The organism is Candidatus Villigracilis affinis, from assembly GCF_016705895.1.
Taxonomy (GTDB): Bacteria; Chloroflexota; Anaerolineae; order Anaerolineales; family Villigracilaceae; genus Villigracilis; species Villigracilis affinis.
Genome location: NZ_JADJKT010000037.1, coordinates 167,257 through 186,634 on the forward strand (window position 1 = coordinate 167,257; position 19,378 = coordinate 186,634).

Here is a 19,378-nt window from a genome sequence, read left to right on the forward strand (position 1 = left end):
GTTTCCTGGCTGTGCCAGGATGAAACCTTACGGAGATGGAAATTGAGCGAACAAACTTTTAATCAGTGGCAAGCCTGGGGATTAGCGATCCGTCCGCGCACGCTGCCTGCGGCGGCGGCTGGTGTGTTGATGGGCGGCGCGCTCGCGTGGCGCGATGGATTTTTTCGGCTTGATGCAACCTTGGCGTGTTTGTTTGCCGCACTGCTTTTGCAGATCGGCAGCAACCTTGCAAATGATGTCTTTGACTTTGAGCGCGGCACAGACACGCCCGAGCGGCTTGGCCCCACGCGCGTGACCCAGGCTGGTTTACTGACATCGTCACAGGTGAAGTTTGGAATGGCGGTTGTCTTTGTGCTTTCGGCGCTGATGGGGCTTTACCTCATCTGGCTTGGCGGCTGGGTCATCCTTGCCATTGGAATCGCTGCGATCATTTCTGCCATTGCTTACACAGGCGGGCCATTTCCGCTTGGTTATTACGGATTGGGCGATGTTTTTGTCTTTATCTTTTTTGGTCTCGCTTCAGTGGCAGGGACCTATTATGTGCAGGCTGGTGATGTCTCATCTGCTGCCTGGTGGATGACACTTCCGCCAGGATTGATCATCACTGCGATTTTGGTGGTCAATAACCTGCGAGACTTCGAGAATGATCGCAAGGCTGGCAAGCATACGCTGGCGGTAATGTTCGGCGAACAATTTGCAAAGGCTGAATATTTGGTTTGCATCCTCGCTGCTTACTTGATTCTGCCAGTTGTTGCATGGCTGGACATCATTCCGTGGTTGTCTTTAATTGCATGGGCGTCATTGCCGATCGCATTTCGCGCCGCCCGCACCGTATTCACCCAAAAGGGACGTCCGCTCAATGCTGCGCTTGCAGGCACTGGGCAGGCTGCATTTATGTTTAGTTTGTTGTTTTGGGTTGGGTTGGCGCTGCAGAGGTAGAAAAGAATGAAGAAAGAAGATTGATTTTTCAAACCTTCAACCTTCAACTCACAAATTTCCACTTGCACCATCTTTGTTCGAGCCAATCAACGGTGTAATACATTCCTAGGCCAAGCAGACTCATCGCGATTACGCCTGCATACATGGCTGGGTAATAGAAGAGCGTGCTGCCGTTGTAGTAAATGTAATATCCAAGCCCATATTTGGTTGCAAATAATTCGGTGATGTACAACACAGCCACCGCCGTTCCGATGGATTGTCGTAGCGCTGTCAAAATTGCGGGCAGGCTGGCGGGCAAATAAACAAAACGGAACAGCGCCCTGCGCCCCGCGCCGAGGCTCTGCAGGCTTTGGATCAACTGCGGTGCAAGTCCAGCCGCCTGGTCGCGCACAAGCACCACGATCTGAAAGAACAGAATCAAAAAGATGATGCTGATCTTCGCCAAATCGCCGATGCCGAGGAATAACAAAACGACGGGGACGAACACTACCTTGGGAATCGGGTACAACAAATAGATGATCGGGGAAAAAATTGCATCGAGTCTTTTCGACCCACCAACTGCCAGCCCAACAGGGGCAGCGATCAGCACCGACAGGGCCATCCCTGCGGTGACACGCCACAGGCTGTAGAAAAAGTGAGTGACCAGCCCGTTGCCCAATTCCTGCACGAAAACGATCAGCACTTCCCACGGTGCAGGCAAAATGGGGCGTTGAATCAGCATGGCGGCAACCTGCCAGATGAGCACAAGACCCGCTGCAGAGAAAAGAAGGTCACGCCGTTTCATTGCGCATTTCCCTCCACAGTAAATTGCATAGATCGCGGTATTCCTGGCTGTTGCGATGATCACCCTGTCGTACGGTTGGGTTTTCAAAAATACGCGGTGATGATCCAAGCAAAAGGATTTTCCCGCCCAAAGATGCCGCCTCTTCAATGGAGTGTGTGACGATGACCAGAGTCAAATTTTGTTCTTCGCACAGGGAAAGGGTTAAGTTTTGCAGGTCTTCGCGGGTGATGGCGTCGAGCGAGGAGAAAGGCTCGTCCATCAACAGAAGGTCTGGCGAAAGAGCTAGTGTGCGTGCAATCGCGGTACGTTGACGCTGCCCGCCAGAGATTTGGGAGGGGTATTTATTGGCAACCTCGCTCAGCCCCAGCCGATTCAGCCAGTGCTCCACGTTGTTTTCAGGCTGAAAGTTTTTCGGCGCGTGTTTTCCATCCTCGCCGTAAAACTCACGGACTTTCAACCCAAGCCCTGCATTCTCGCGCACCGTTGCCCACGGAAGCAAACCATAGTCTTGTAGAATCAGTCCGCTGTGCGGGCGTGGACGTGTGAGTCGTTCTCCATCTATTTCAATTTCGCCTTTGGTGGGAAAGCGCAGGCCTGCCAGCAGATAAAGCAGGGTTGTCTTTCCACAACCTGATGACCCTAGAATCGCCCATGTCTCTCCGTGTTGAACCTGCCAGTTGAAATCCTGGAAAATGGGTATGCTGCGCGGATAACCGAAGGTGAGGGACGCGGTGGTAATCATGGCGACGTTTGAAAAGTGATGTTAATAAAATAATCTCGTCCACCAGAGAACCCATGGTTCGAAATGAATTGACCCTCTTCTGTATCATCTGCTCTGATACCGAATTTTCCAAAACTCAATCCCTCAATGAACAAATCTTCGTCGTTCAACGGGATGGCTCCTGTTTCTTCAAGTTGCCAGTGGCCGAAGATGTCACCTTTTTGTACGTTTAATGGTGTTCCGAAATGAATTGTTGTTACACCTGTTTTCGCGGAAGGCTGGTCGTCGCCGTCAATATCTATATGATGAATAACCTTCCATCCATCGTCGGTAGGGCGAAGGATAAGCAGAACAAAAGTCTCTGATCCACCATCGCTATCGTTTAGGTAGGTGACAGCCGTGACGGTTCCATCCGAGTAAAAAGGGTATTTATGGACAAACAAATGGGTTGGCGCAGAGCGATCACCCGTGGGTATTTGCGGAACTTGTTCAGAAAAGTCGAAGCCAAAAACTTGTTCGGTTGGCGATTTGAATATTGGGGCGACAGCATTGCAAGCCTGCAGAAAGAGGAGTGACAGCGGGAAAAGCAGGAGTTTTATTTTCATATTTGTTCCGTGATTTCAAAAGGAGCAGGAGGCTAATCTTAAGCAGCCTCCTGCCGTTATAACGAGAACAGTTTTCAGTTAAGGCAGAAGCGAGGCATTGACCGAATCCGCATAGGAAATATCAGCAGTCAGCATTCTTTTTTCCTTCACCCATGCCAGCGCGTCGTTCCATTCCGCTTCGGTGGGTACACCTGCGGTGGGAAAGGGCGGAACCGAGTAGCTTGCAAGCAATGGCGGCGGGACAAGTTTTTGATCGCTCAAAACACTGGTGTATTTTTTCGAGTCGCTGTTGAGCATGATTGTCGCTTCTTCAATGGCGGCGAGGAAGGCTTTGATCGCTTCGGGGTTTGCGTCGATGATTTCCTTGCGGAAGGAGATGACGCTGAAGCCATATTCAGGATGTTTGGAATCATCGAGGACGATGACCGCGCCTTGTTGTACTGCCAATGCGCCAAGTGGGTCAGGAAGTACACCCGCGTTCAATTCACCTGAGGCGAGCAATGCCATGCGGTCGGGGATCTTCGGCACGGCGATGGTTTTGATCTCTTCACTAGTGAGGCCTTCAGCTTGCAGGAGTCTTTCAGTGACGTATTCAATGACGGTTCCTTGTGAAACGCCGATTTCGATTCCTTTCAAGCCTTGCGAGTCGGTGATTCCGCTTTTGGCGGAGGCGATGATGAAGAAATGGCCAGCGTTTTCAGTGGGACGCAACGCATAGCGGACCGCCTGCACCTGGACTTTTTCCTTGTTGAACAACATGACCGAAATCGTTTCGTTGACCATACCGTCGGCCTGACCAGCCCCAACAAGTTGATCGCGCTCCGGGGCAGAGGCGACGGGTACGAATTCCACGTTGACACCGTGTTTGGCGAACAGACCTTCCTGTTGTGCAACATACATCGGCAGTGTGTCAATGATGGGCAGGACGGCGATCTTCAAGGTCACTGTTTCCTGCGGTGCAGCGGTTGCAGGTGCACATGCAACCGCCAGTAATGCAATGATGACGAGTGCCAACAAGGATTTGATTCTTCTCATTCTTTTTTTCTCCTAAAGTATTTTTGGATCGCGGGCTGTAATCCGCTTTACTTATTGATTCTCTCTACGGGGATTTCAAGACTCAGCAAAAAGATTTTTCTCAAAGCAGGGAGCGATCGTTCTGGGTCGGGTTGGCCTGTGTATATCCAGCGCATGACGACCTCGTTCAGGGCTCCGATCCAAGCACTGGCGGCCACTTCGGTATCTAATGCGGGAATGCTCCCGTCGGCGACGGCCTCGTCAAGGTTTTCTTTGATGAATTGGATGAAGCGTTCATTCACGACGCGTCTTTTTTCTTCGAAGGCGTTGCCAAGACCTGTGGCTTGTACAAGCGCAATTTTTGCCAAGGCACGATATTGGCCGAAGGTCTCCAAACAGACGCGTAATGCCAATTCAACGCGTTCCAGGCCTGAGGTCGAAGAAGAGAGGCGGTCTTTGAGTCGTGCTTCCAGCATTTCCGCAAAAGTATCCACCAGTGCGAGGAAAATATCCTGCTTGCTCGGAAAATGAAAATAGAACGAGCCTTTGGAAGTGTTGGATTCGCTAACGATGTCATCCACCTTTGTGTCGTGATAGCCTTTGCTGGCAAACACTTTGACAGCCGCCTCAAGGATGCGTTCGCGGGTTTCCTGCGGGGATAGGGTGGGTGAATTTGGTTTCATAATCTCTAGACCGACTGGTCAGTCTATCGGCAGTTAGGATAGTTGAATCAAAAAGCCACGTCAAGTGACGTGGCTCATATATTGGTTATGACATTTGCCTGTGGATTAGCTCTGCGCGAAGGTATCAATGAGAAGTTTGAAATTGCCGCCTACGGGGTAGAGAATGGGGCAGGTGCATCCGCGCTTCGTGTATTCAGCGACTTTGGCGCGGGCTTCGTCGGGCGTGCCTGAGGCTGTGATTTTGTGGACCAGCTCATCAGGGACGAAGTGCTTGGCCTTGTTGATCTGTTCCTTCGTGGCAGGCCAGCCCAAAGTAGCCTGAATGTTGCTGATGACTTCCTGCGAAACATTCGAAGCCTTGGCAATGTGCGGTTGTTGGGCGAGATATTGGCAAAGCAATTCTTTTGTGTACTCGATCGCCTTGTCGTGATCGTCGTCCACGGAACATACGATCAACTGTGGGCGGTCAATATCTTCGATTTTGCGTCCCGATTTCTTTGCGCCTTTTTCAAGCAGTTCAAGCGCCTTGTCATTGTATTCAGGGGCAACGCAGTAATTCATCACGCAGCCATCTGCGATCTCGCCGGTCATTTCCATCATCAAATCGCCTGTCGCGCCAATCATGATCGGGATATTACGCGGCTCACGACGGCCATGCACCACATCCAACTCGATGTTATCGACATGATGGAATTCACCGTGAAAGGTAACGCGTTCCATGTTTAGCAGGCGACGCATCACTTCGACAGTTTCGCGCATCGCGAGCAGGGGTTTTTTACGCTCTATGCCTACATTTTTTGCTAGCGGATCCCACCATGCACCGATGCCGCAAATAATGCGATTTGGGGCAAGATCATCCAATGTCAGGAAGGTGGCGGCCAGCAGGCCAATGTTGCGGGTCCAGTTGTTGATCACGCCTGATCCCACTTTGATCTTATTGGTCACGGCGGCGTAACCAGCCATGGGCACGATGGCATCGCGCACCAAACGACTCTCCGCCTGCCAGACGGCTTCAAATCCTTTTTCCTCCGCGTATTTGGCGTATTCCAATCCATCGCGTAGGTCATGTGAGTCTTGCAGGTATAGGGCAACACGTTCGGTCATGGGTTTTTCTCCTTGAGAAAAATAGATTCATTGACTTCTTGAGTCAATTGATTTCCTATAACTTCAAAGCTTCCATTTTCCGTACCATTTCCAGGTCTTCAGGCAGGTCGAGGTCGAGGCCGAGCGAGGGCAGTTCCACGATCTCAAGCCGCGCGCCCGATTGTTTGGTGCGTTCGCAGTGACGTTGGAATGAACCTTCGCCGAAGTCGTACTCAATTTGACCCGCGGGGACCATCAACAGGGCGTTCGTTCCCTTGCCGTGTCTGTCAGGGGCGATCACAACCACGGGCGGTTTGGCCGCGCGGTCGATCAAGGTCAGCACATCCTCTGGGGTGAGCAGGGGCAGGTCAGCGGGCAGGATCAAAACTCCCTGCGTGGCGTGCACCTGTGCCACAACCGTGGCTCGCATCAATGCTGTGTTGAGATGCGGCTGACCATCTTCCTGCACCGTTTTTGCACCGTGATTGCGGGCAATGGTCAGTGCTGCTGGGTCGCGGCTGACCACCAGCACCTGGTCTAACTCTTTCAGGGCTGAAAGCGTCTTTAGTGTCCGCTCCAGTAGCTCCTGATTTAATGCAGTTCGTTCATCTTCCGTCAGCATGCCCGCCAGGCGGGACTTCCCTCGTCGTAAAGGTTTTACAGGGACAATTGCCCAAAGTGTCATGTTTATAAACTCCCGATAAAGTTTAGCACATCCATCGCCAATCGGGCGCGATCTGTAAGTGAATTCATAAGTGTATCTGTTACCAATGTCCTCGTCCTGATTTTATCCGATAAATGTGCGTCCACGTTATCCAACACAAAACCGCTTAAAAGGTCTCGATAATGTTCAGCCACCGCCAGCGCGGAGGGCTCAATGCCCAATTCTGCATACATCTTTGCCGCAGGGCCTTTGACCGTCTTTCCGCCGATGATCGGGGAAACCGCCACGATTTTCTTTTTTGGAAGCGGGATAACCCGCAGAATCGGATCGACACTCACCCAGGGATTTGACGGGCAAATGACAATGGCTTCCGCTGATTCGACCGCTTCGCGCACGCCGAAAGCTGGTTCAGCGACATCGACTCCGTCGAACCGAAAGCCTTTGACCTTCGGCCCGCACTGTCTGTGGACAAAATATTCCTGAAAGGCCAGCTCGCCTTCATCTGAATCCACAATGGTTCGCACTGGTGAATCGGTCATCGGCAAAATTGTATGCGAAATACCCCAGGCTTTGCAAAAATCTCTTGTAATTTGAGAAAGGGGTTCGCCTCCTTTCAATCTTCTGGTTCTTTCAAGATGGGTGGCAATATCCTGATCGCCGAGGCGAAACCAGTTCGGTCCGCCCAGCTTTTCGACATTTGTGATGGTGTTCCAGGTCTCGTTGACTCGACCCCAGCCAGTTTCAGGGTTTGCCAACCCAGCGAGGGTGTAGCAGACCGTATCCAGATCGGGGCAGATGGATAACCCCAAGTGTTCGAAATCGTCGCCAGTGTTGACGATGATGGTCAAATCTTCAGGGGGGAGGATTTGGGCGAGTCCATGCGCCAGTTTCGCGCCGCCGACTCCGCCCGCGAGGGCAGTGATTTTCATGGATTGGGCTTCAACGTGTTAACGTTTGAACGTCAATACGTTTTACAATTTCCTTGATGGATTTTCTTTCACGTACTTCGGGGGTTTCAGATGGGTAACCCAGGAAATACATCGCTTGTGGTTCCCAAGTTTTCGGTAAATCTAAAACATTTTGAACGGTTTCCTGCACAAACAGCGGACTGCATACCCAGACGCTTCCCAGCCCTTCGGCATGGGCGGCGAGGAGCATTTGCATGCCTGCATTCGATGCGGACTGGGTTGCCATGATGTATTCGGCTTTTTTACGGCGGGTATCGGGGTAGGTGTCCATCTCGGTCATGTCCACGCTGAGGATGATGACCACAGGAGCAGCGGTGATTCTTTCGCGTGAGCGGACGACCTTTCTTTGAACTTCTTCTGGGGGAACTGCATCGGCTTCGAGGTCATGTTGAAATTCAATGGCCATGGCGTTTGCGAGTTTTTCTTTGACGGTTGCCGTTGTCACTACGGCAAAGCGCCACGGCTGGCGGTTATGCGCGGATGGGGAAAATGTGGCAGTGGCGAGAATGCGTTCGATCACCGAATCAGGCACAGGGTCCGTTTTGAAGCGGCGGATCGAGCGTCGAGTCCGCAGAAAGGTATGAAGATCAGTGGAGGTCAAAGTGAGTTGGTTTGATTTTGAAGATGATCCGCTTTTGTCCTTCGCGATGTCTCCAGGGTTCGTTGTCGTATTTGAGCGAGAGTTGATTGATATGTTCATCTGCGCCTTGTGTTGTGAACTCGGCAATTTCGCCGCGGATCTGAATGTAACGATAGGGGGTTCTGGGGTCTTGAATGACAAGCGCCACTTTGGGGTGGGCTTTCATGTTGCGGTCTTTTGTGCGGCCTTCGTTCGTGTTGATGAGAATATACTGGTCATCTGTGTTGAACCAGATCGGCGTAACCTGAGGCGAGCCGTCGGGCATGATGGTTGCGAGAAAGAGGTAAGCCTTGGTTTCGTCCTTGAGCAGGTCGAGATATTCTGTTGGGAAGTTTTTCATGGTTGTGATTTTCAGATTGAGTGTATCAACTGCGGATAAGATTTATGTTAGTTTTTCAACGGAACATATCCTGTTGTTTTGGGCGAATCAATTCCTTGAGCGAGCCTTCGCCCAGCGGATATGGAAAACCGCGCACGTGTACGGCGGGAATTCCTTCGGAGGCCTGTCCCATCATTAGGGATGCGGCAGCGGCAAGCTCATCTGCCACGCCGACGATAGTGATCTTCAGGGTGAAGCCGAACAAGTCCTTCCAGCCGCGTTCGTCGATCATGGCGGGGATTCCGCTCAGTCCAATACAAACGCCAACCGTGCCATTTCTCCACGCGCGGCCATGCGAGTCGATGATCATTACGCCGACGTTGATATCGGTTTTTTGCTTGATCTGGTCGCGCAGGGCTTTGGCTGACGCGTCGGGGTCTTCGGGAAGCAGTAGAACATATTCCTCGTTTTCGCTGCCATCACCAGCCACGTTGGAATGGTCGATGCCTGCATTGGCGCACACGAAACCGAGTTTGTGCTCCACAATGATCGCGCCAATGCGCGTCCGCACGATCTCGTTGCTTTCCTGAAGCATAAGTTGTACGACGCGTGCGTCCTTTTCAGTTTTTTGCGCTAATTCGATGGCCTTTTCTGAAGGTGTGACTGTAGCGAGATTCACCATCCGCCCTTCAGATTTGCTGACGATCTTTTGGGCAATGACGAGAATGTCGTTGTTTTCAAGTTGAATAGTCGAATTCAGAATCGAATCGACAAGAATATCCGCCAAGTTATCGCCTTGGCGGATGAGTGGAATGTTTTTAAGCGGGGTGATGGTTAGAGACATAAAATTCGGGAAGCGTCTTGCTGAAATTCGCAGACCAATCTCGCGAATTAAGAAGCGTGCTTCGCACCTGTGATCTTGATTCCTGCATGGGTGGAGCCATATTTTTTATTGATGCCGATCAGCACGCTGGTGAGCCCTTCGACAACAACAGAATTTTCGATTGGGCCAGCATCCCAGCCATTCAAGCCAGCCGCTTCAACCAGTTTGATGGTCTCAGCGCGGGCATCCTTGCTTGTGCCAGTGACCAGCACATCGCATTCGACATCAGAGTTATCCAGCAAATGTTCGTGCGAGATATTTTGAAACGCAGCACACACCTGCACATCCTCGCCGACGATCTCTTTCGCTTCCTGCGCGGCGGAGCCAGCGGCGGGCATTTGAACAGTGGCAACTTTGGGTGGCACGAGCGGCACGGTCACATCCACGAGAATCTTGCCCTTGAGTTCGTCTTTGACGGATTCCAATGTGTCACGATGTGCAGAGTAGGGAACGGTCAATACGACGATATTCGCTTCGCGCGCCGCCTCAGGGTTGCTCATGCCTGCGATGGAGATTCCATCCCCGAGCATTTCCCTGATCTCATTCGCCGCGGCAATCGCTTTTTCGGCACTTCGTGAGCCGATGTAAACATGATACCCTGCGCGTGCCCAGCGATATGCGAGTCCCTTGCCTTCCTTGCCTGTGCCGCCTAATACGGCGATGGATAATAAAAGATGTGAGTCGTTCATGAAGTCTCCAAAGAATTGGGAATGCGGATTTTATATCCGCTTTTTGTATAAGCAGGCGGACTGGGGTCCGCGCTCCAAAATTACATAACCTTCGCTACTTCTTCTTCGTAGCGTTTCCAGATGCGCGGTGCAATTTCTCGGGCGCGTGCGGCGATCTCCGCTTCATCCAAAGTGAGCAATTCGCGGTCCTTCATCAGGACTTTTCCAGCCGCAATGGTGGTGGTGACCATGCTTTGCTGGAACCCGAAGATGATCTGCCAGGGCAAATTGCCAGAGGTCAGCGGGGTGTAGGGATGATAGTCAACAAATATCAGATCGGCGAATGCGCCCTGTGTGATCTGCCCGATCGGCGCGGCGGGGAAGAATTGATTTGCAAGCGCGGCATTGTTATACACTGCCATTTGAGTCACGTCGTATCCACCCATGCGGCGCGGGTCGCGGTGATGAATCTTGTGCAGGAGATACGCGGCTTTCCATTCCTCCCACATGGCGTTGGAGAAGCCATCGTTGCCAAGACAGACTTTGATTCCCAAACGCAGCATCGATTCAATAGGCGCCACTCCCACACCGTTATTCATATTTGAACGCGGCTGGTGTGTAAGCCAGGTGCCAGTCTCTTTGAGGATTTCCATTTCACGCGCATCAAAATGAATGCCATGCGCAGTGATGGTATTGGGGCCAAGGATACCGTGCTTTTGCAAGCGATCAACGACGCGCATCTGGCTTTTGCCGAGGCTGTCGTATTCATCTGACTCATGCTCGGCGGTGTGGACGTGAAAGCCCGTCCCTTCAGGAACGGCGGCGCGGCAAGCCTGCAAAGTGATGCCCGAAAGCGTCAGGCTGGCGTGCAGACCGAATGTCCCGGCGAGGCGCGGATGCGGATTGGCCGCCAGGCGTTTCAAAAAGCGGATGTTCTCGTTGATGCCGGCATTGGCCTTTTCGCTGCCATCACGGTCGGTCACTTCGTAACACAGCACGCCGCGCAAGCCGCTTTTATCCACGGCATCAGCGATGATGTCGAGTGAGCCATCAATCGCATTAGGAGAGGCGTGATGATCGATCAGGGTCGTTGTGCCATGCTTGATCGCATCCACAAGGCAGACCAGCGCCGAGAAGCGGACCGCTTCCGAATCCAGCGAACGGTCAAGCGGCCACCACAACTTTTTCAGAATCTCAGGGAAGTCTTTTGGGGCAGGCCCGGGGATGGCCATGCCGCGCGCAAATGCGCCGTAAAAATGTGTGTGCGCGCAGATACTGCCTGGCATCACGTATTGACCGTGGGCGTCGAGCGTCTTTGCTTTGGGGTATTTTGCGGTCAGTGCTTTTGTGGTGCCGATCTCTTTGATGCGGTCGCCTTCGATCAGGATCGCATGGTTTTCGAGAATCCGATTTTCAGATTCCCAGGTGACGATGGTTGCATTTGTTATGAGCATGTTTAACCGAATCCATATTGGCTTGGGTGCGGAAGCTTCACACCGGAAGCGCCCATTTCCCATAAAATATTGTAAGCAGCTTCACGTAATTCGTGGTCGTCTTCCTTGTACATTGCGGCATAGAGCTGTGCGATGACGCCTTCATTCGGGGTGTATTTGAGATACGGGAGCGCCGCAATACGTGTTTCTGCATCTTCGCTCTTGAGCGCAAGCAGAAGGATGTCAGTGGCAGGGACTCCGGGAGAAATACCCATTCCTTGTTTGGCGGCGAATTCGATCAACCATGGCGATTCGGATGGAGCTTTGAGCTTGTGCGGTGCAAGCGAACCAGCACTGGTTTTTGAATCCAGCACTTCGGTGGCGGCGTTGCGGACGACCCATTCCTTGTCGTCGATCTGGATCTTGCGCAAGGTATCAATAGCCCAATCCTCATTGACACGGCTCAAACCGTAGGCGACTGCACGCCGTAAAAGAATGTCATCAATGGTGACGCCATCGCGAAGCATGGCATAACCTTCGTGGGGATCGTTCGCCAACGCTTCTGCAGCGGCGCGGCGGATGTCTTCATCTCCGTTGAGCAGGGTGTGGGCTACAGTTTCCAGTGCGTCATTTGTGCCGATGGAGACCAGTGCCATACACGCCGCCCGGCGGACTGCCATACTGGGGGCCTGTAATGCGCGTTCCAAGGGTTCCAATGATTTTGCATCCCGCATCGCGCCTGCACCCAATACTGCCAGATGAACGAGTTCAAATGACAGGGTGGTGGCGAATTGGCGGAAGAGAGTCGTTGCGCTTGGGTCATTGCTGACGACAAAGGCTGCCATTGCCTGTCCACGTAAGTTGAGCGGCAGGCCTTCCGTTTGCATGATGGCGGCCAGTGTTCCGAATAGTTTGCCTCTCCATGGCGCATTCCGCGGTGCATCACGCAGCCAGCGCGCCGCTGCAAACAGCGGACGGTGCATGGGCAGGCGTGAGTATTCCATGAGGGACTGCACCAGTTTGCTGGCATCGCCATGGGCGGCGAAGTACCGCATGGCAAGATACTTGCCAGACCAATCGGCCTGATTGAGGATGGTCTCTTCGGCTTTAAAATTCATCAATGCGCGGCCAGCTAAGAAGCCCGCAAAGACGGAATGTGTGAAGCGCATTTTATTGTTCGGGTAAACAACGAGAAGTCCACTGGATGCCATTTTGCCGAGCAGACCGGAAGTAGGAGTGGAAACCTTTTCGACCTTTTTGCCTTTTTGCTTGGTGTCTTCGGGCTTTTCTTCTGTTGCGGTTTCTTCGGCGGGCGTTTCGGCCGCGTCGACGGGTGCGGCCTCTTCGACCACTTCAAAAGATTTCACCCAGGCACGCGCAACACGCGGATCGAAGATGGGTTGGGCATTGACCATAACCTGCATGGCCAGTGTTTCCAAAGCGGCGAGCGGAGTGTTTGTCGGTGCGATGCGGCGGATATGTGTGGCAATGGCTTCGAGCACATGCGGGCCAAGGCTGTCGCCAGCGTAGGCGCCCCATGCTTTGAGTGTCAACTCAAGGGGAGATAAATTTGCGTTGTCGGCACCCAGCCAAACGTTAAGCAGGAGCGGGTCCACTTGTTCAGGTCCCGTCTGAGCCCAGGCTTCCATCGCGACCGTTTGAGACCACAGTTCGCCCCATCGGTCGATGAATTTTTGATTTTCACGCTGTGACCATGTCATTAATGTCAGCGGAGTAAACCCAAGCATGACCAGACCATCCAGGTATTCTGGCGCGCCAGTGGTGACGATGCGTGTCTTTGGATAGGCCTGTATGATGATCTTGAAATAATCGGTGATGAGCTGCTGGCTTTCGGGTGTGACTTCATCAAAGCCATCGATGAGCAGGAGCGCATCTCCGCTTTTGAATGCGGTTTCGAAGAAGTTCGGCAGACGACTCACGTCCATCAACGGCGCGTTTTCAGAGGCTGCGTCGATAAGCGGCATGAGAATATCTTTTTTGGGGTCGGATAACGGAAGCTTTAGATTTGCGACATGATACAGGAATGGGACTGCGTCTTTGAGTTTCTCCAACTTTTCGCTGCGATTCGCGGCGAGAGATGCGAGGTGCGCGAGGGCCACGGTCTTGCCGACGCCGGGCTGACCGATGATGGCAATGTTGGCATTGCCGGATAAGGATTGTGAAAGTGTTATGGTTTGCGCGTGATAGGATGCGGCAATTTCAGGCCACATGGGCAGGTATGGCAGGGTTTGCGAAACTACATCTTCGAACTTTGGAGGTGTGCCGGGTTGGACGATCTGTGGCGGGGCGATGAGCAAGGGTTCAAGGATGATCTCATCGAGTGAGAAAAGCGGTGCAGCGAGATGCATACCTTGTGCGCGGCGCAAAGTAATGCGGCGATGATTTTCTTCCACCGTGCTGGATTTGCGTGTTTGCGCGATTTCGCGCTGTTCCTTGATGCCTGCTACTAGTTCGGCCCAGAGTGGGCGCGCCCGTGATACCAGCAGCCAGAAAATGGATGCCGCTATAAAACCGACGATGAAGGAGTAGGAGTCAATCGCAAATCGTGACATGGAATGCGTTTAATTCGAATATAGGATTCGTCCACACGTTGGACAATTTACAAGTTTTTGAGAACGTGCGCTTTGTTGAATGGCGGAGTTGAGCGTACCACCACATGCGGCGCAGGCGTTATCGGTGATCTCTGCAACGGCAATGCCGCGTCTTTGCTGACGCAGGTCTTCGTAGATTTGAAGCAGGCTGGAATCTATTGGTGCTAGCGTGGCTTCGCGTTCTTCGACGAGATTTTCGAGTTCCATTACAAAGGTGGATTGATCTGCGATCAGTTTTTTATGTTCGCTTCCAAGGCGCGCCTGGATCAATTCCAATTGCGTGTTTGCGTTTTGCAGGTTTTTATCTGCGGTCTCTGCGGCGAGCATGGCTTCCAATTCGCGTTCTTCAAGGGTTGAGAGATGTTTCTTGAGCGAGGCAACATCTTTTTGAAGGTCTTGTAATTCCTTGGGGTTTTGAACCCTGCCGCCATACAGGCTGGATTCTGCCTGCTCAATTTTTATTTTCTGGGCTTCCACTTCCACTTCCGTGCTTTTGAGTTCGTGATGGGCGCGGTGGTGCGCAGCCTTGGCTGTTTCCACTTGCTTGAGACATTCGCGCATTTCAGCGTCGTTCTCGAGAGTCTGACGGATCGTGTCCAATTGTGAACGCGTACGGTCGATTTGACGATCCACTTGCTGCAGGCGGTACAGTCCCAACGAAGCGCTCATAACTTGAATTATATACGATGTGGGAAAAAAAGACCCGTTTTCGGTTGAATACGGGTCGGGGAGTAATTGAACTGTAAGGTGATTTTGGAGTGGCTTATTGAGTGGAAACGTTGAAATAGTTATATACGGCTTTGGTCAGGTTTCCGAAAAGCGGGTTGGTGATATCCCAAATATTGGTGACGGGATGGTATGTGTAGATGGATAATACGAAGTTGCCGCCGGAGGTGTAAACGATGCCCACATCGCTTGTGTCGCGGACAACGCCATCGGAGGCGGGGACGTATCCATGTTTGTGTGGAACGAGCGTGCCGTCTGGCACGCCGCCCTGGATCAGGGAACCGAGTTTATCCTGGGCCATGAAATCAATGAGCAGTTGACAAGTCTGCGGGCTGACCTTGTCTGGGAAGGCGGCGATCAATGCACCGCCATTGTTTTGGGCACATTGATAAATATCGGCCAGCAGGGATCCCATTTCAGAGGGGGTTGTTTGGGAATACGAGTCGGGCTCGGTGGTTATGTCCACACGCGAGTTGGCGGGCGTGACAGGAATGGATGGAAGCAGATACGCCGGGGCGGTAAAGAAACCAGCAAGGAAGGTGTTTTCCAACCCGATGGTCCTCATGTTTTCTGTGACGATCACGGGACCGCGGTTGGGCTCGATGGCTGAAAGAACGATATCGGTGGCGTCATTGCTGGATTTTCCAAGCGTCTGTGAGATGCTGTTGGAAATATCGGGGGTGAGGTTGCTGCCTCGATTGATCAAATAGGAAGCCACAACCGGTATCTTCATGGTGCTGGATGCCGAAAAGGCAATATCGGGCGATACGCTGATTTCCTGTTTGTTATTGATCGCAAAATGGATCTCCTGCCCGGTTTGCAGGTCTACCATGTAGAAGCCGATCAATCCATCGAAATCGGAGACGGTGATGATCTGCTTGAGCAGAATGGTCAGGTTTTCAATGGTGGGTCTGGCCACAGAGCCACGGGTGAAGGTGAGTGCAACGGAGCGACTCGTTGGGGAACGGAGCGCATCAGTGACGAGCAGCACGGCGCGGTCAAGGTCAAGAGTCTGCCCGGGTTGGCCGGGCAGGAAATCGGTCCCGCCTGGAATCGGTATGGCTGGGGAGGGGGGGAGATCGTAGCGCGCAGCGATCTCATTTTGCAGATATTCGCGCAGGCGTTCCTCTGAAAACTTCGGGCTTAAAGGAATGGCGATTTCAGAGGGGGTGCGATTCCAGAGAAAATCCCAATATCCGCCCCAGAACGATCCGCCGGTGCGGCTGAGATCGGCTGCGGCCAGCATGGTTTCAATATCGGGTTCGAAACCAACCACCGCAGGATCGATATGAATGATGGCATCATTGTAGAGTAATTCAACTGGAGATGTGTAAACTTCGAGCAGTCTTTGCGATGCTTCAACAGGGGTCAACCCGCCAACGGGTACGCCGGCAATGGTCATGCTGGCTGGATAGTTGTTCCGTTGTCGGCTGTAGGTAATTAGGGAGATAATGCTGAGTACGAGCGCGGCTGTCAAAAATAAGATCGACACACCCCGAAGGATTGTGTTGGTATTACGATTTCTCACATAGCCTCCAAGAAATGACAAATATCACGTAAAAAAGTATAACACACCAAAACAGTTGCTTGTGCTAAAATACATTAATCGCTGTATATTTCCTACAAAAAGGATTGACATGCTCCGCTCTTTCTTCATCTACCTATCCAAAGCAGCTTGGGCGCAAAACCTGATCACGAATTGGAGCTTTGCCTGGCGCACTGCTTCCCGTTTTATCGCAGGGACAAAGCTCAGTGAGGCCATCCAGGTCGTCAAGGACTTGAATGCAAAGGGGATCAACGCAACACTCGATCATTTGGGGGAACATACGAATACTCCGGAAGAAGCACAACAGGCAACAGATGATATTTTTGCAACACTCGACGCGTTGGGAGCGGATGCGACTGTGCGCGGTAATGTATCCATCAAGTTGACGCAGATCGGTCTTGGCCTCGACGAGAACCTGTGTGCTGAAAACCTGGAGAGGATCCTCGCCCGGGCAAAGCAGAACAATACCTTTGTCCGCGTTGATATTGAAGATACGCCCTATACCGATAAGACCATCAACCTGTATTACTTGATGCACGAAAAAGGCTATACCAATGTGGGCATGGCTGTTCAATCCTATTTATATCGTGCTGAAGCCGATACCCGCCGCCTGACACAGGATAAAACGACCATCCGTCTTGTCAAAGGCGCGTATAAAGAACCCCCCGAAAAAGCCTTCCCCCGAAAAGCCGATGTAGATGCAAATTATGATCTGCTGACAAAGATCCTGATCGATGCCTCTCTTACATTCCAGACAACACTCTCCAGCGATGGCCGCATTCCACCCATCCCTGCGATCGCCTCCCATGACGAGAAGCGTATTGAGTTTGCCAGGCAATATGCTGAGAAGGTTGGCCTTCCCAAAAATGGGCTTGAGTTCCAGATGTTGTATGGAATCCGCCGTGACTTGCAGGAAAAGCTGGTCAAGGAAGGATATCCCGTTCGTGTCTATGTTCCGTTTGGTACGCATTGGTATCCGTATTTTATGCGCCGGCTTGCTGAACGCCCTGCGAATATCTGGTTTTTCATTTCAAACTTCTTCAAAGGATAGGCAAGTAAATTGTCAAAGCCAGCGGACGCCGGTCAGGCGTTCGCTGTTTATTTTTTAATGCAATTTCATTGTCGCGCCTGGCAGGTTGAGCATTATGAGTAATAGGCTTTATAATCTGGTGGATGAAAACGGTGAATCGCTTTATCTTGTTTCCTGCTTTGTTTATCACAGCCATATTGCTGGGCGCTTGTGAACGGACAGTCATTACGCCGTCTGCGCCTGCCCCCACGATTGTGATCGCGCCACTCCTGATTGAAGATACACCCACCCCTTCGTTCTTCCAGCCCACCTCACTTCCTATTACCCCAACGATTGACCCCACCTATTTTCGGGATGAGTTTGACGATGTGCTCGGAGGCGGGTGGACGTGGTTGCGTGAGATTCCCGGACAATGGAGTCTTGAAAAGGTGCCAGGTTCCTTGCGAATCGCTGGCGGCCGCGGGTCGGTCAACGCGGAGACAATGACCAATATCCTCCTGAGGCCTGCCCCTGCAGGAGATTTCCAGATTGAAACCCTTCTAACCTTTGAGCCTGATCAGAATCACCAGTTTGCTGGCTTGGTCATTTATCAGGATAACAATAATTTTATTCAAGCCGGGCAGGCTTATTGCCGTGGCGGTGGTTGTGTGAGCAGGGGAATTTATATGAACCATTATGGGAAAGGCCTGATCGTCCCTCCCAATTTTGCCCAGGTTTATAAAAATAATGTCGTGGTCCTGCGGCTCGTCCGCAAAGGGACCAGTTATATTTTCGAGATCAGTGGGGATGGCAAGGTGTTTTACAAGGTCGGTTCACATGAAAGCGATATGACGCCATTGCAAATCGGAGTTCTCGCGGGCCAGAACGTGGATGGCATCAGTACCACTGTCCCTGCTGTTTTTGATTATTTCGAAGTAAGCAGCCCGTAAAAGCCAATTCCTGCACTGAAGCGGAGATGGGTGATGAAAAAAAAGACCAGTTTGTTGTTATTGATCTTTCTGTTTTTGACATCCTGCACCCTCAGTGCTCAATCTGGTGTTACGGTCACCCCGTCCTCAATTCCCAGCGCTACTTATACAAAGACTCCGCTTCCCACGATCACGGCGACACCCTATCTGACGCCGACCCCGCCTGCGGAACTCATTACTAGCGGTGATTGGACGAGTCCGTATGTGGCGCTTACTTTTGACATGTGTCAGGACCCGTTGTATCCTGCAGGCTATGATATCGGGGTGGTGGATGTGCTTCAACGGTATAACGTCCCAGCCACTTTTTTCATGGGTGGAGATTGGATGCGTACGCATCCAGACGAAACAAAAGCCCTGGCCGCGAACTTGAATTTTGAATTTGGCAACCACTCCTGGAGCCATGCCGACTTTACGACACTCACGCAGGAGCAGATCGGTCAGGAGATCGATATGACCGAGGACATGCTCTTTCAGTTGACTGGGAAGCACTCGCGACTTTTCCGTCTTCCATCCGGGCTGTATAACGAATCCACATTGCAGGTCGTTGCCAGCCACGGACTGTACACCATTCAATGGGATTCGGTTACGGGAGACCCGGACCCAACTTTCGATGCCGCTACAATCCTTTCTGAAGTCCAACGAACCGTGCAGAATGGTTCGATCATCATCATGCACGGAAATGGGAGAGGCTGGCATACTGCCGAAGCTTTGCCCCTCGTCATCGATTATTTGAAAGACAAGGGATATACCCTTGTGACCGTTTCCCAGTTAATTGGTCTTGAGCCTTTGCCCCAGGCAGAATAGTTGAGACACAAAAATGAATCCCGAACAACCTAAACATATCCCGCACGGTGTGACGCTTGAAATGATCCTTGCCCGACTGGTCGAGCAATATGGCTGGGAGGAGCTGGGGAAGCGCATTGTGATCAAATGTTTTACGAATGACCCAAGCATCAAATCCAGTTTGAAGTTTTTGAGGAGGACGCCCTGGGCTAGAAAAAGAGTTGAAGACCTGTATCTAAGCTCTGTGAATGAGAATCCTCGTGCCTGAACTTCATGCAAATGGGAAGTGAGAATTTTATTTCTATAGGA

The 19,378-nt window shown here is 51.9% G+C and carries 21 protein-coding genes; 5 read left to right on the plus strand and 16 right to left on the minus strand.

The window, feature by feature from the left end; translation table 11 throughout:
• Nucleotides 1-42 precede the first annotated feature (42 nt).
• Nucleotides 43-939: a 1,4-dihydroxy-2-naphthoate polyprenyltransferase gene (locus IPI86_RS19570; RefSeq protein WP_345299702.1), complete on the plus strand. Its 897-nt coding sequence runs from the start codon at nucleotides 43-45 to the stop codon at nucleotides 937-939.
• Nucleotides 940-982: 43 nt separating this feature from the next.
• Here IPI86_RS19570 and IPI86_RS19575 read toward each other — a convergent pair whose 3' ends face one another.
• The 16 genes from IPI86_RS19575 to IPI86_RS19650 all read right to left on the minus strand — a co-directional run bounded on the left by IPI86_RS19575 (nucleotide 983) and on the right by IPI86_RS19650 (nucleotide 16,270).
• Entirely contained in the window at nucleotides 983-1,723 is a 741-nt protein-coding gene (locus tag IPI86_RS19575) for an ABC transporter permease (protein WP_345299703.1), read from the minus strand.
• The gene (locus tag IPI86_RS19580; RefSeq protein ID WP_345299704.1) at nucleotides 1,710-2,465 is read right to left on the minus strand and encodes an ABC transporter ATP-binding protein; all 756 of its coding nucleotides are present in this window, start codon (nucleotides 2,463-2,465) and stop codon (nucleotides 1,710-1,712) included. Before IPI86_RS19580 ends, IPI86_RS19575 begins: the two co-directional genes overlap by 14 nt.
• Nucleotides 2,462-3,049, minus strand: a complete 588-nt coding sequence (locus tag IPI86_RS19585; protein ID WP_345299705.1) for a hypothetical protein — start codon at nucleotides 3,047-3,049, stop codon at nucleotides 2,462-2,464. The genes IPI86_RS19580 and IPI86_RS19585 overlap by 4 nt, the downstream gene beginning before the upstream one ends.
• A 78-nt stretch (nucleotides 3,050-3,127) precedes the next feature.
• On the minus strand, nucleotides 3,128-4,084 hold the full coding sequence (locus IPI86_RS19590) for an ABC transporter substrate-binding protein (RefSeq protein ID WP_345299706.1): 957 nt from the start codon (nucleotides 4,082-4,084) through the stop codon (nucleotides 3,128-3,130).
• Nucleotides 4,085-4,131: 47 nt separating this feature from the next.
• On the minus strand, nucleotides 4,132-4,746 hold the full coding sequence (locus tag IPI86_RS19595; protein WP_345299707.1) for a TetR/AcrR family transcriptional regulator: 615 nt from the start codon (nucleotides 4,744-4,746) through the stop codon (nucleotides 4,132-4,134).
• 105 nt (nucleotides 4,747-4,851) lie between these two features.
• The gene (locus IPI86_RS19600; RefSeq protein WP_345299708.1) at nucleotides 4,852-5,850 is read right to left on the minus strand and encodes an LLM class flavin-dependent oxidoreductase; all 999 of its coding nucleotides are present in this window, start codon (nucleotides 5,848-5,850) and stop codon (nucleotides 4,852-4,854) included.
• A gap of 55 nt (nucleotides 5,851-5,905) precedes the next feature.
• Nucleotides 5,906-6,514, minus strand: coding sequence for a 2-phospho-L-lactate guanylyltransferase (cofC, locus tag IPI86_RS19605; RefSeq protein ID WP_345299709.1), 609 nt, complete (start codon nucleotides 6,512-6,514; stop codon nucleotides 5,906-5,908).
• A gap of 2 nt (nucleotides 6,515-6,516) precedes the next feature.
• Entirely contained in the window at nucleotides 6,517-7,422 is a 906-nt protein-coding gene (gene cofD / locus IPI86_RS19610; protein ID WP_345299710.1) for a 2-phospho-L-lactate transferase, read from the minus strand.
• A gap of 10 nt (nucleotides 7,423-7,432) precedes the next feature.
• Nucleotides 7,433-8,062, minus strand: a complete 630-nt coding sequence (locus IPI86_RS19615; protein ID WP_345299711.1) for a nitroreductase family protein — start codon at nucleotides 8,060-8,062, stop codon at nucleotides 7,433-7,435.
• Nucleotides 8,049-8,441, minus strand: a complete 393-nt coding sequence (locus IPI86_RS19620; RefSeq protein WP_345299712.1) for a PPOX class F420-dependent oxidoreductase — start codon at nucleotides 8,439-8,441, stop codon at nucleotides 8,049-8,051. The genes IPI86_RS19615 and IPI86_RS19620 overlap by 14 nt, the downstream gene beginning before the upstream one ends.
• Nucleotides 8,442-8,496: 55 nt before the next feature.
• Nucleotides 8,497-9,264, minus strand: coding sequence for a coenzyme F420-0:L-glutamate ligase (gene cofE / locus IPI86_RS19625; protein ID WP_345299713.1), 768 nt, complete (start codon nucleotides 9,262-9,264; stop codon nucleotides 8,497-8,499).
• Between the two features lie 47 nt (nucleotides 9,265-9,311).
• Complete coding sequence (gene npdG / locus IPI86_RS19630) at nucleotides 9,312-9,992, minus strand: NADPH-dependent F420 reductase (protein WP_345299714.1); 681 nt, start codon at nucleotides 9,990-9,992, stop codon at nucleotides 9,312-9,314.
• Nucleotides 9,993-10,072: 80 nt separating this feature from the next.
• The gene (gene ssnA / locus IPI86_RS19635; protein WP_345299715.1) at nucleotides 10,073-11,425 is read right to left on the minus strand and encodes a putative aminohydrolase SsnA; all 1,353 of its coding nucleotides are present in this window, start codon (nucleotides 11,423-11,425) and stop codon (nucleotides 10,073-10,075) included.
• A gap of 2 nt (nucleotides 11,426-11,427) precedes the next feature.
• Nucleotides 11,428-13,977, minus strand: a complete 2,550-nt coding sequence (locus IPI86_RS19640; RefSeq protein WP_345299716.1) for a HEAT repeat domain-containing protein — start codon at nucleotides 13,975-13,977, stop codon at nucleotides 11,428-11,430.
• 9 nt (nucleotides 13,978-13,986) lie between these two features.
• Nucleotides 13,987-14,685 carry a hypothetical protein gene (locus tag IPI86_RS19645; protein WP_345299717.1) on the minus strand — a complete coding sequence of 233 codons (699 nt, stop codon included), beginning with the start codon at nucleotides 14,683-14,685 and terminating at the stop codon, nucleotides 13,987-13,989.
• Between the two features lie 94 nt (nucleotides 14,686-14,779).
• The gene (locus IPI86_RS19650; protein ID WP_345299718.1) at nucleotides 14,780-16,270 is read right to left on the minus strand and encodes a serine hydrolase; all 1,491 of its coding nucleotides are present in this window, start codon (nucleotides 16,268-16,270) and stop codon (nucleotides 14,780-14,782) included.
• Nucleotides 16,271-16,379: 109 nt separating this feature from the next.
• Between IPI86_RS19650 and IPI86_RS19655 the strand changes: the two genes are divergently transcribed.
• The 4 genes from IPI86_RS19655 (at nucleotide 16,380) to IPI86_RS19670 (ending at nucleotide 19,337) form a co-directional block, all read left to right on the plus strand.
• Nucleotides 16,380-17,339 carry a proline dehydrogenase family protein gene (locus IPI86_RS19655; RefSeq protein WP_345299719.1) on the plus strand — a complete coding sequence of 320 codons (960 nt, stop codon included), beginning with the start codon at nucleotides 16,380-16,382 and terminating at the stop codon, nucleotides 17,337-17,339.
• Between the two features lie 131 nt (nucleotides 17,340-17,470).
• Nucleotides 17,471-18,247 carry a DUF1349 domain-containing protein gene (locus IPI86_RS19660; protein WP_345299720.1) on the plus strand — a complete coding sequence of 259 codons (777 nt, stop codon included), beginning with the start codon at nucleotides 17,471-17,473 and terminating at the stop codon, nucleotides 18,245-18,247.
• 33 nt (nucleotides 18,248-18,280) lie between these two features.
• Nucleotides 18,281-19,090, plus strand: coding sequence for a polysaccharide deacetylase family protein (locus IPI86_RS19665; protein WP_345299721.1), 810 nt, complete (start codon nucleotides 18,281-18,283; stop codon nucleotides 19,088-19,090).
• A gap of 13 nt (nucleotides 19,091-19,103) precedes the next feature.
• Nucleotides 19,104-19,337 carry a VF530 family protein gene (locus IPI86_RS19670; protein ID WP_345299722.1) on the plus strand — a complete coding sequence of 78 codons (234 nt, stop codon included), beginning with the start codon at nucleotides 19,104-19,106 and terminating at the stop codon, nucleotides 19,335-19,337.
• Nucleotides 19,338-19,378 lie beyond the last annotated feature (41 nt).

Excerpts from the sequence above, each read along its gene's own strand:
- IPI86_RS19600 (WP_345299708.1), bottom strand. The coding sequence starts at position 5,850 with ATGACCGAACGTGTTGCCCTATACCTGCAAGACTCACATGACCTACGC.
- cofD (WP_345299710.1), bottom strand. The coding sequence starts at position 7,422 with ATGAAAATCACTGCCCTCGCGGGCGGAGTCGGCGGCGCGAAACTGGCG.
- IPI86_RS19575 (WP_345299703.1), bottom strand. The coding sequence starts at position 1,723 with ATGAAACGGCGTGACCTTCTTTTCTCTGCAGCGGGTCTTGTGCTCATC.
- IPI86_RS19655 (WP_345299719.1), top strand. The coding sequence starts at position 16,380 with ATGCTCCGCTCTTTCTTCATCTACCTATCCAAAGCAGCTTGGGCGCAA.
- IPI86_RS19585 (WP_345299705.1), bottom strand. The coding sequence starts at position 3,049 with ATGAAAATAAAACTCCTGCTTTTCCCGCTGTCACTCCTCTTTCTGCAG.
- npdG (WP_345299714.1), bottom strand. The coding sequence starts at position 9,992 with ATGAACGACTCACATCTTTTATTATCCATCGCCGTATTAGGCGGCACA.
- IPI86_RS19645 (WP_345299717.1), bottom strand. The coding sequence starts at position 14,685 with ATGAGCGCTTCGTTGGGACTGTACCGCCTGCAGCAAGTGGATCGTCAA.
- IPI86_RS19620 (WP_345299712.1), bottom strand. The coding sequence starts at position 8,441 with ATGAAAAACTTCCCAACAGAATATCTCGACCTGCTCAAGGACGAAACC.
- ssnA (WP_345299715.1), bottom strand. The coding sequence starts at position 11,425 with ATGCTCATAACAAATGCAACCATCGTCACCTGGGAATCTGAAAATCGG.
- IPI86_RS19595 (WP_345299707.1), bottom strand. The coding sequence starts at position 4,746 with ATGAAACCAAATTCACCCACCCTATCCCCGCAGGAAACCCGCGAACGC.
- IPI86_RS19665 (WP_345299721.1), top strand. The coding sequence starts at position 18,281 with ATGAAAAAAAAGACCAGTTTGTTGTTATTGATCTTTCTGTTTTTGACA.
- cofC (WP_345299709.1), bottom strand. The coding sequence starts at position 6,514 with ATGACACTTTGGGCAATTGTCCCTGTAAAACCTTTACGACGAGGGAAG.
- IPI86_RS19580 (WP_345299704.1), bottom strand. The coding sequence starts at position 2,465 with ATGATTACCACCGCGTCCCTCACCTTCGGTTATCCGCGCAGCATACCC.
- IPI86_RS19640 (WP_345299716.1), bottom strand. The coding sequence starts at position 13,977 with ATGTCACGATTTGCGATTGACTCCTACTCCTTCATCGTCGGTTTTATA.
- IPI86_RS19590 (WP_345299706.1), bottom strand. The coding sequence starts at position 4,084 with ATGAGAAGAATCAAATCCTTGTTGGCACTCGTCATCATTGCATTACTG.
- cofE (WP_345299713.1), bottom strand. The coding sequence starts at position 9,264 with ATGTCTCTAACCATCACCCCGCTTAAAAACATTCCACTCATCCGCCAA.
- IPI86_RS19670 (WP_345299722.1), top strand. The coding sequence starts at position 19,104 with ATGAATCCCGAACAACCTAAACATATCCCGCACGGTGTGACGCTTGAA.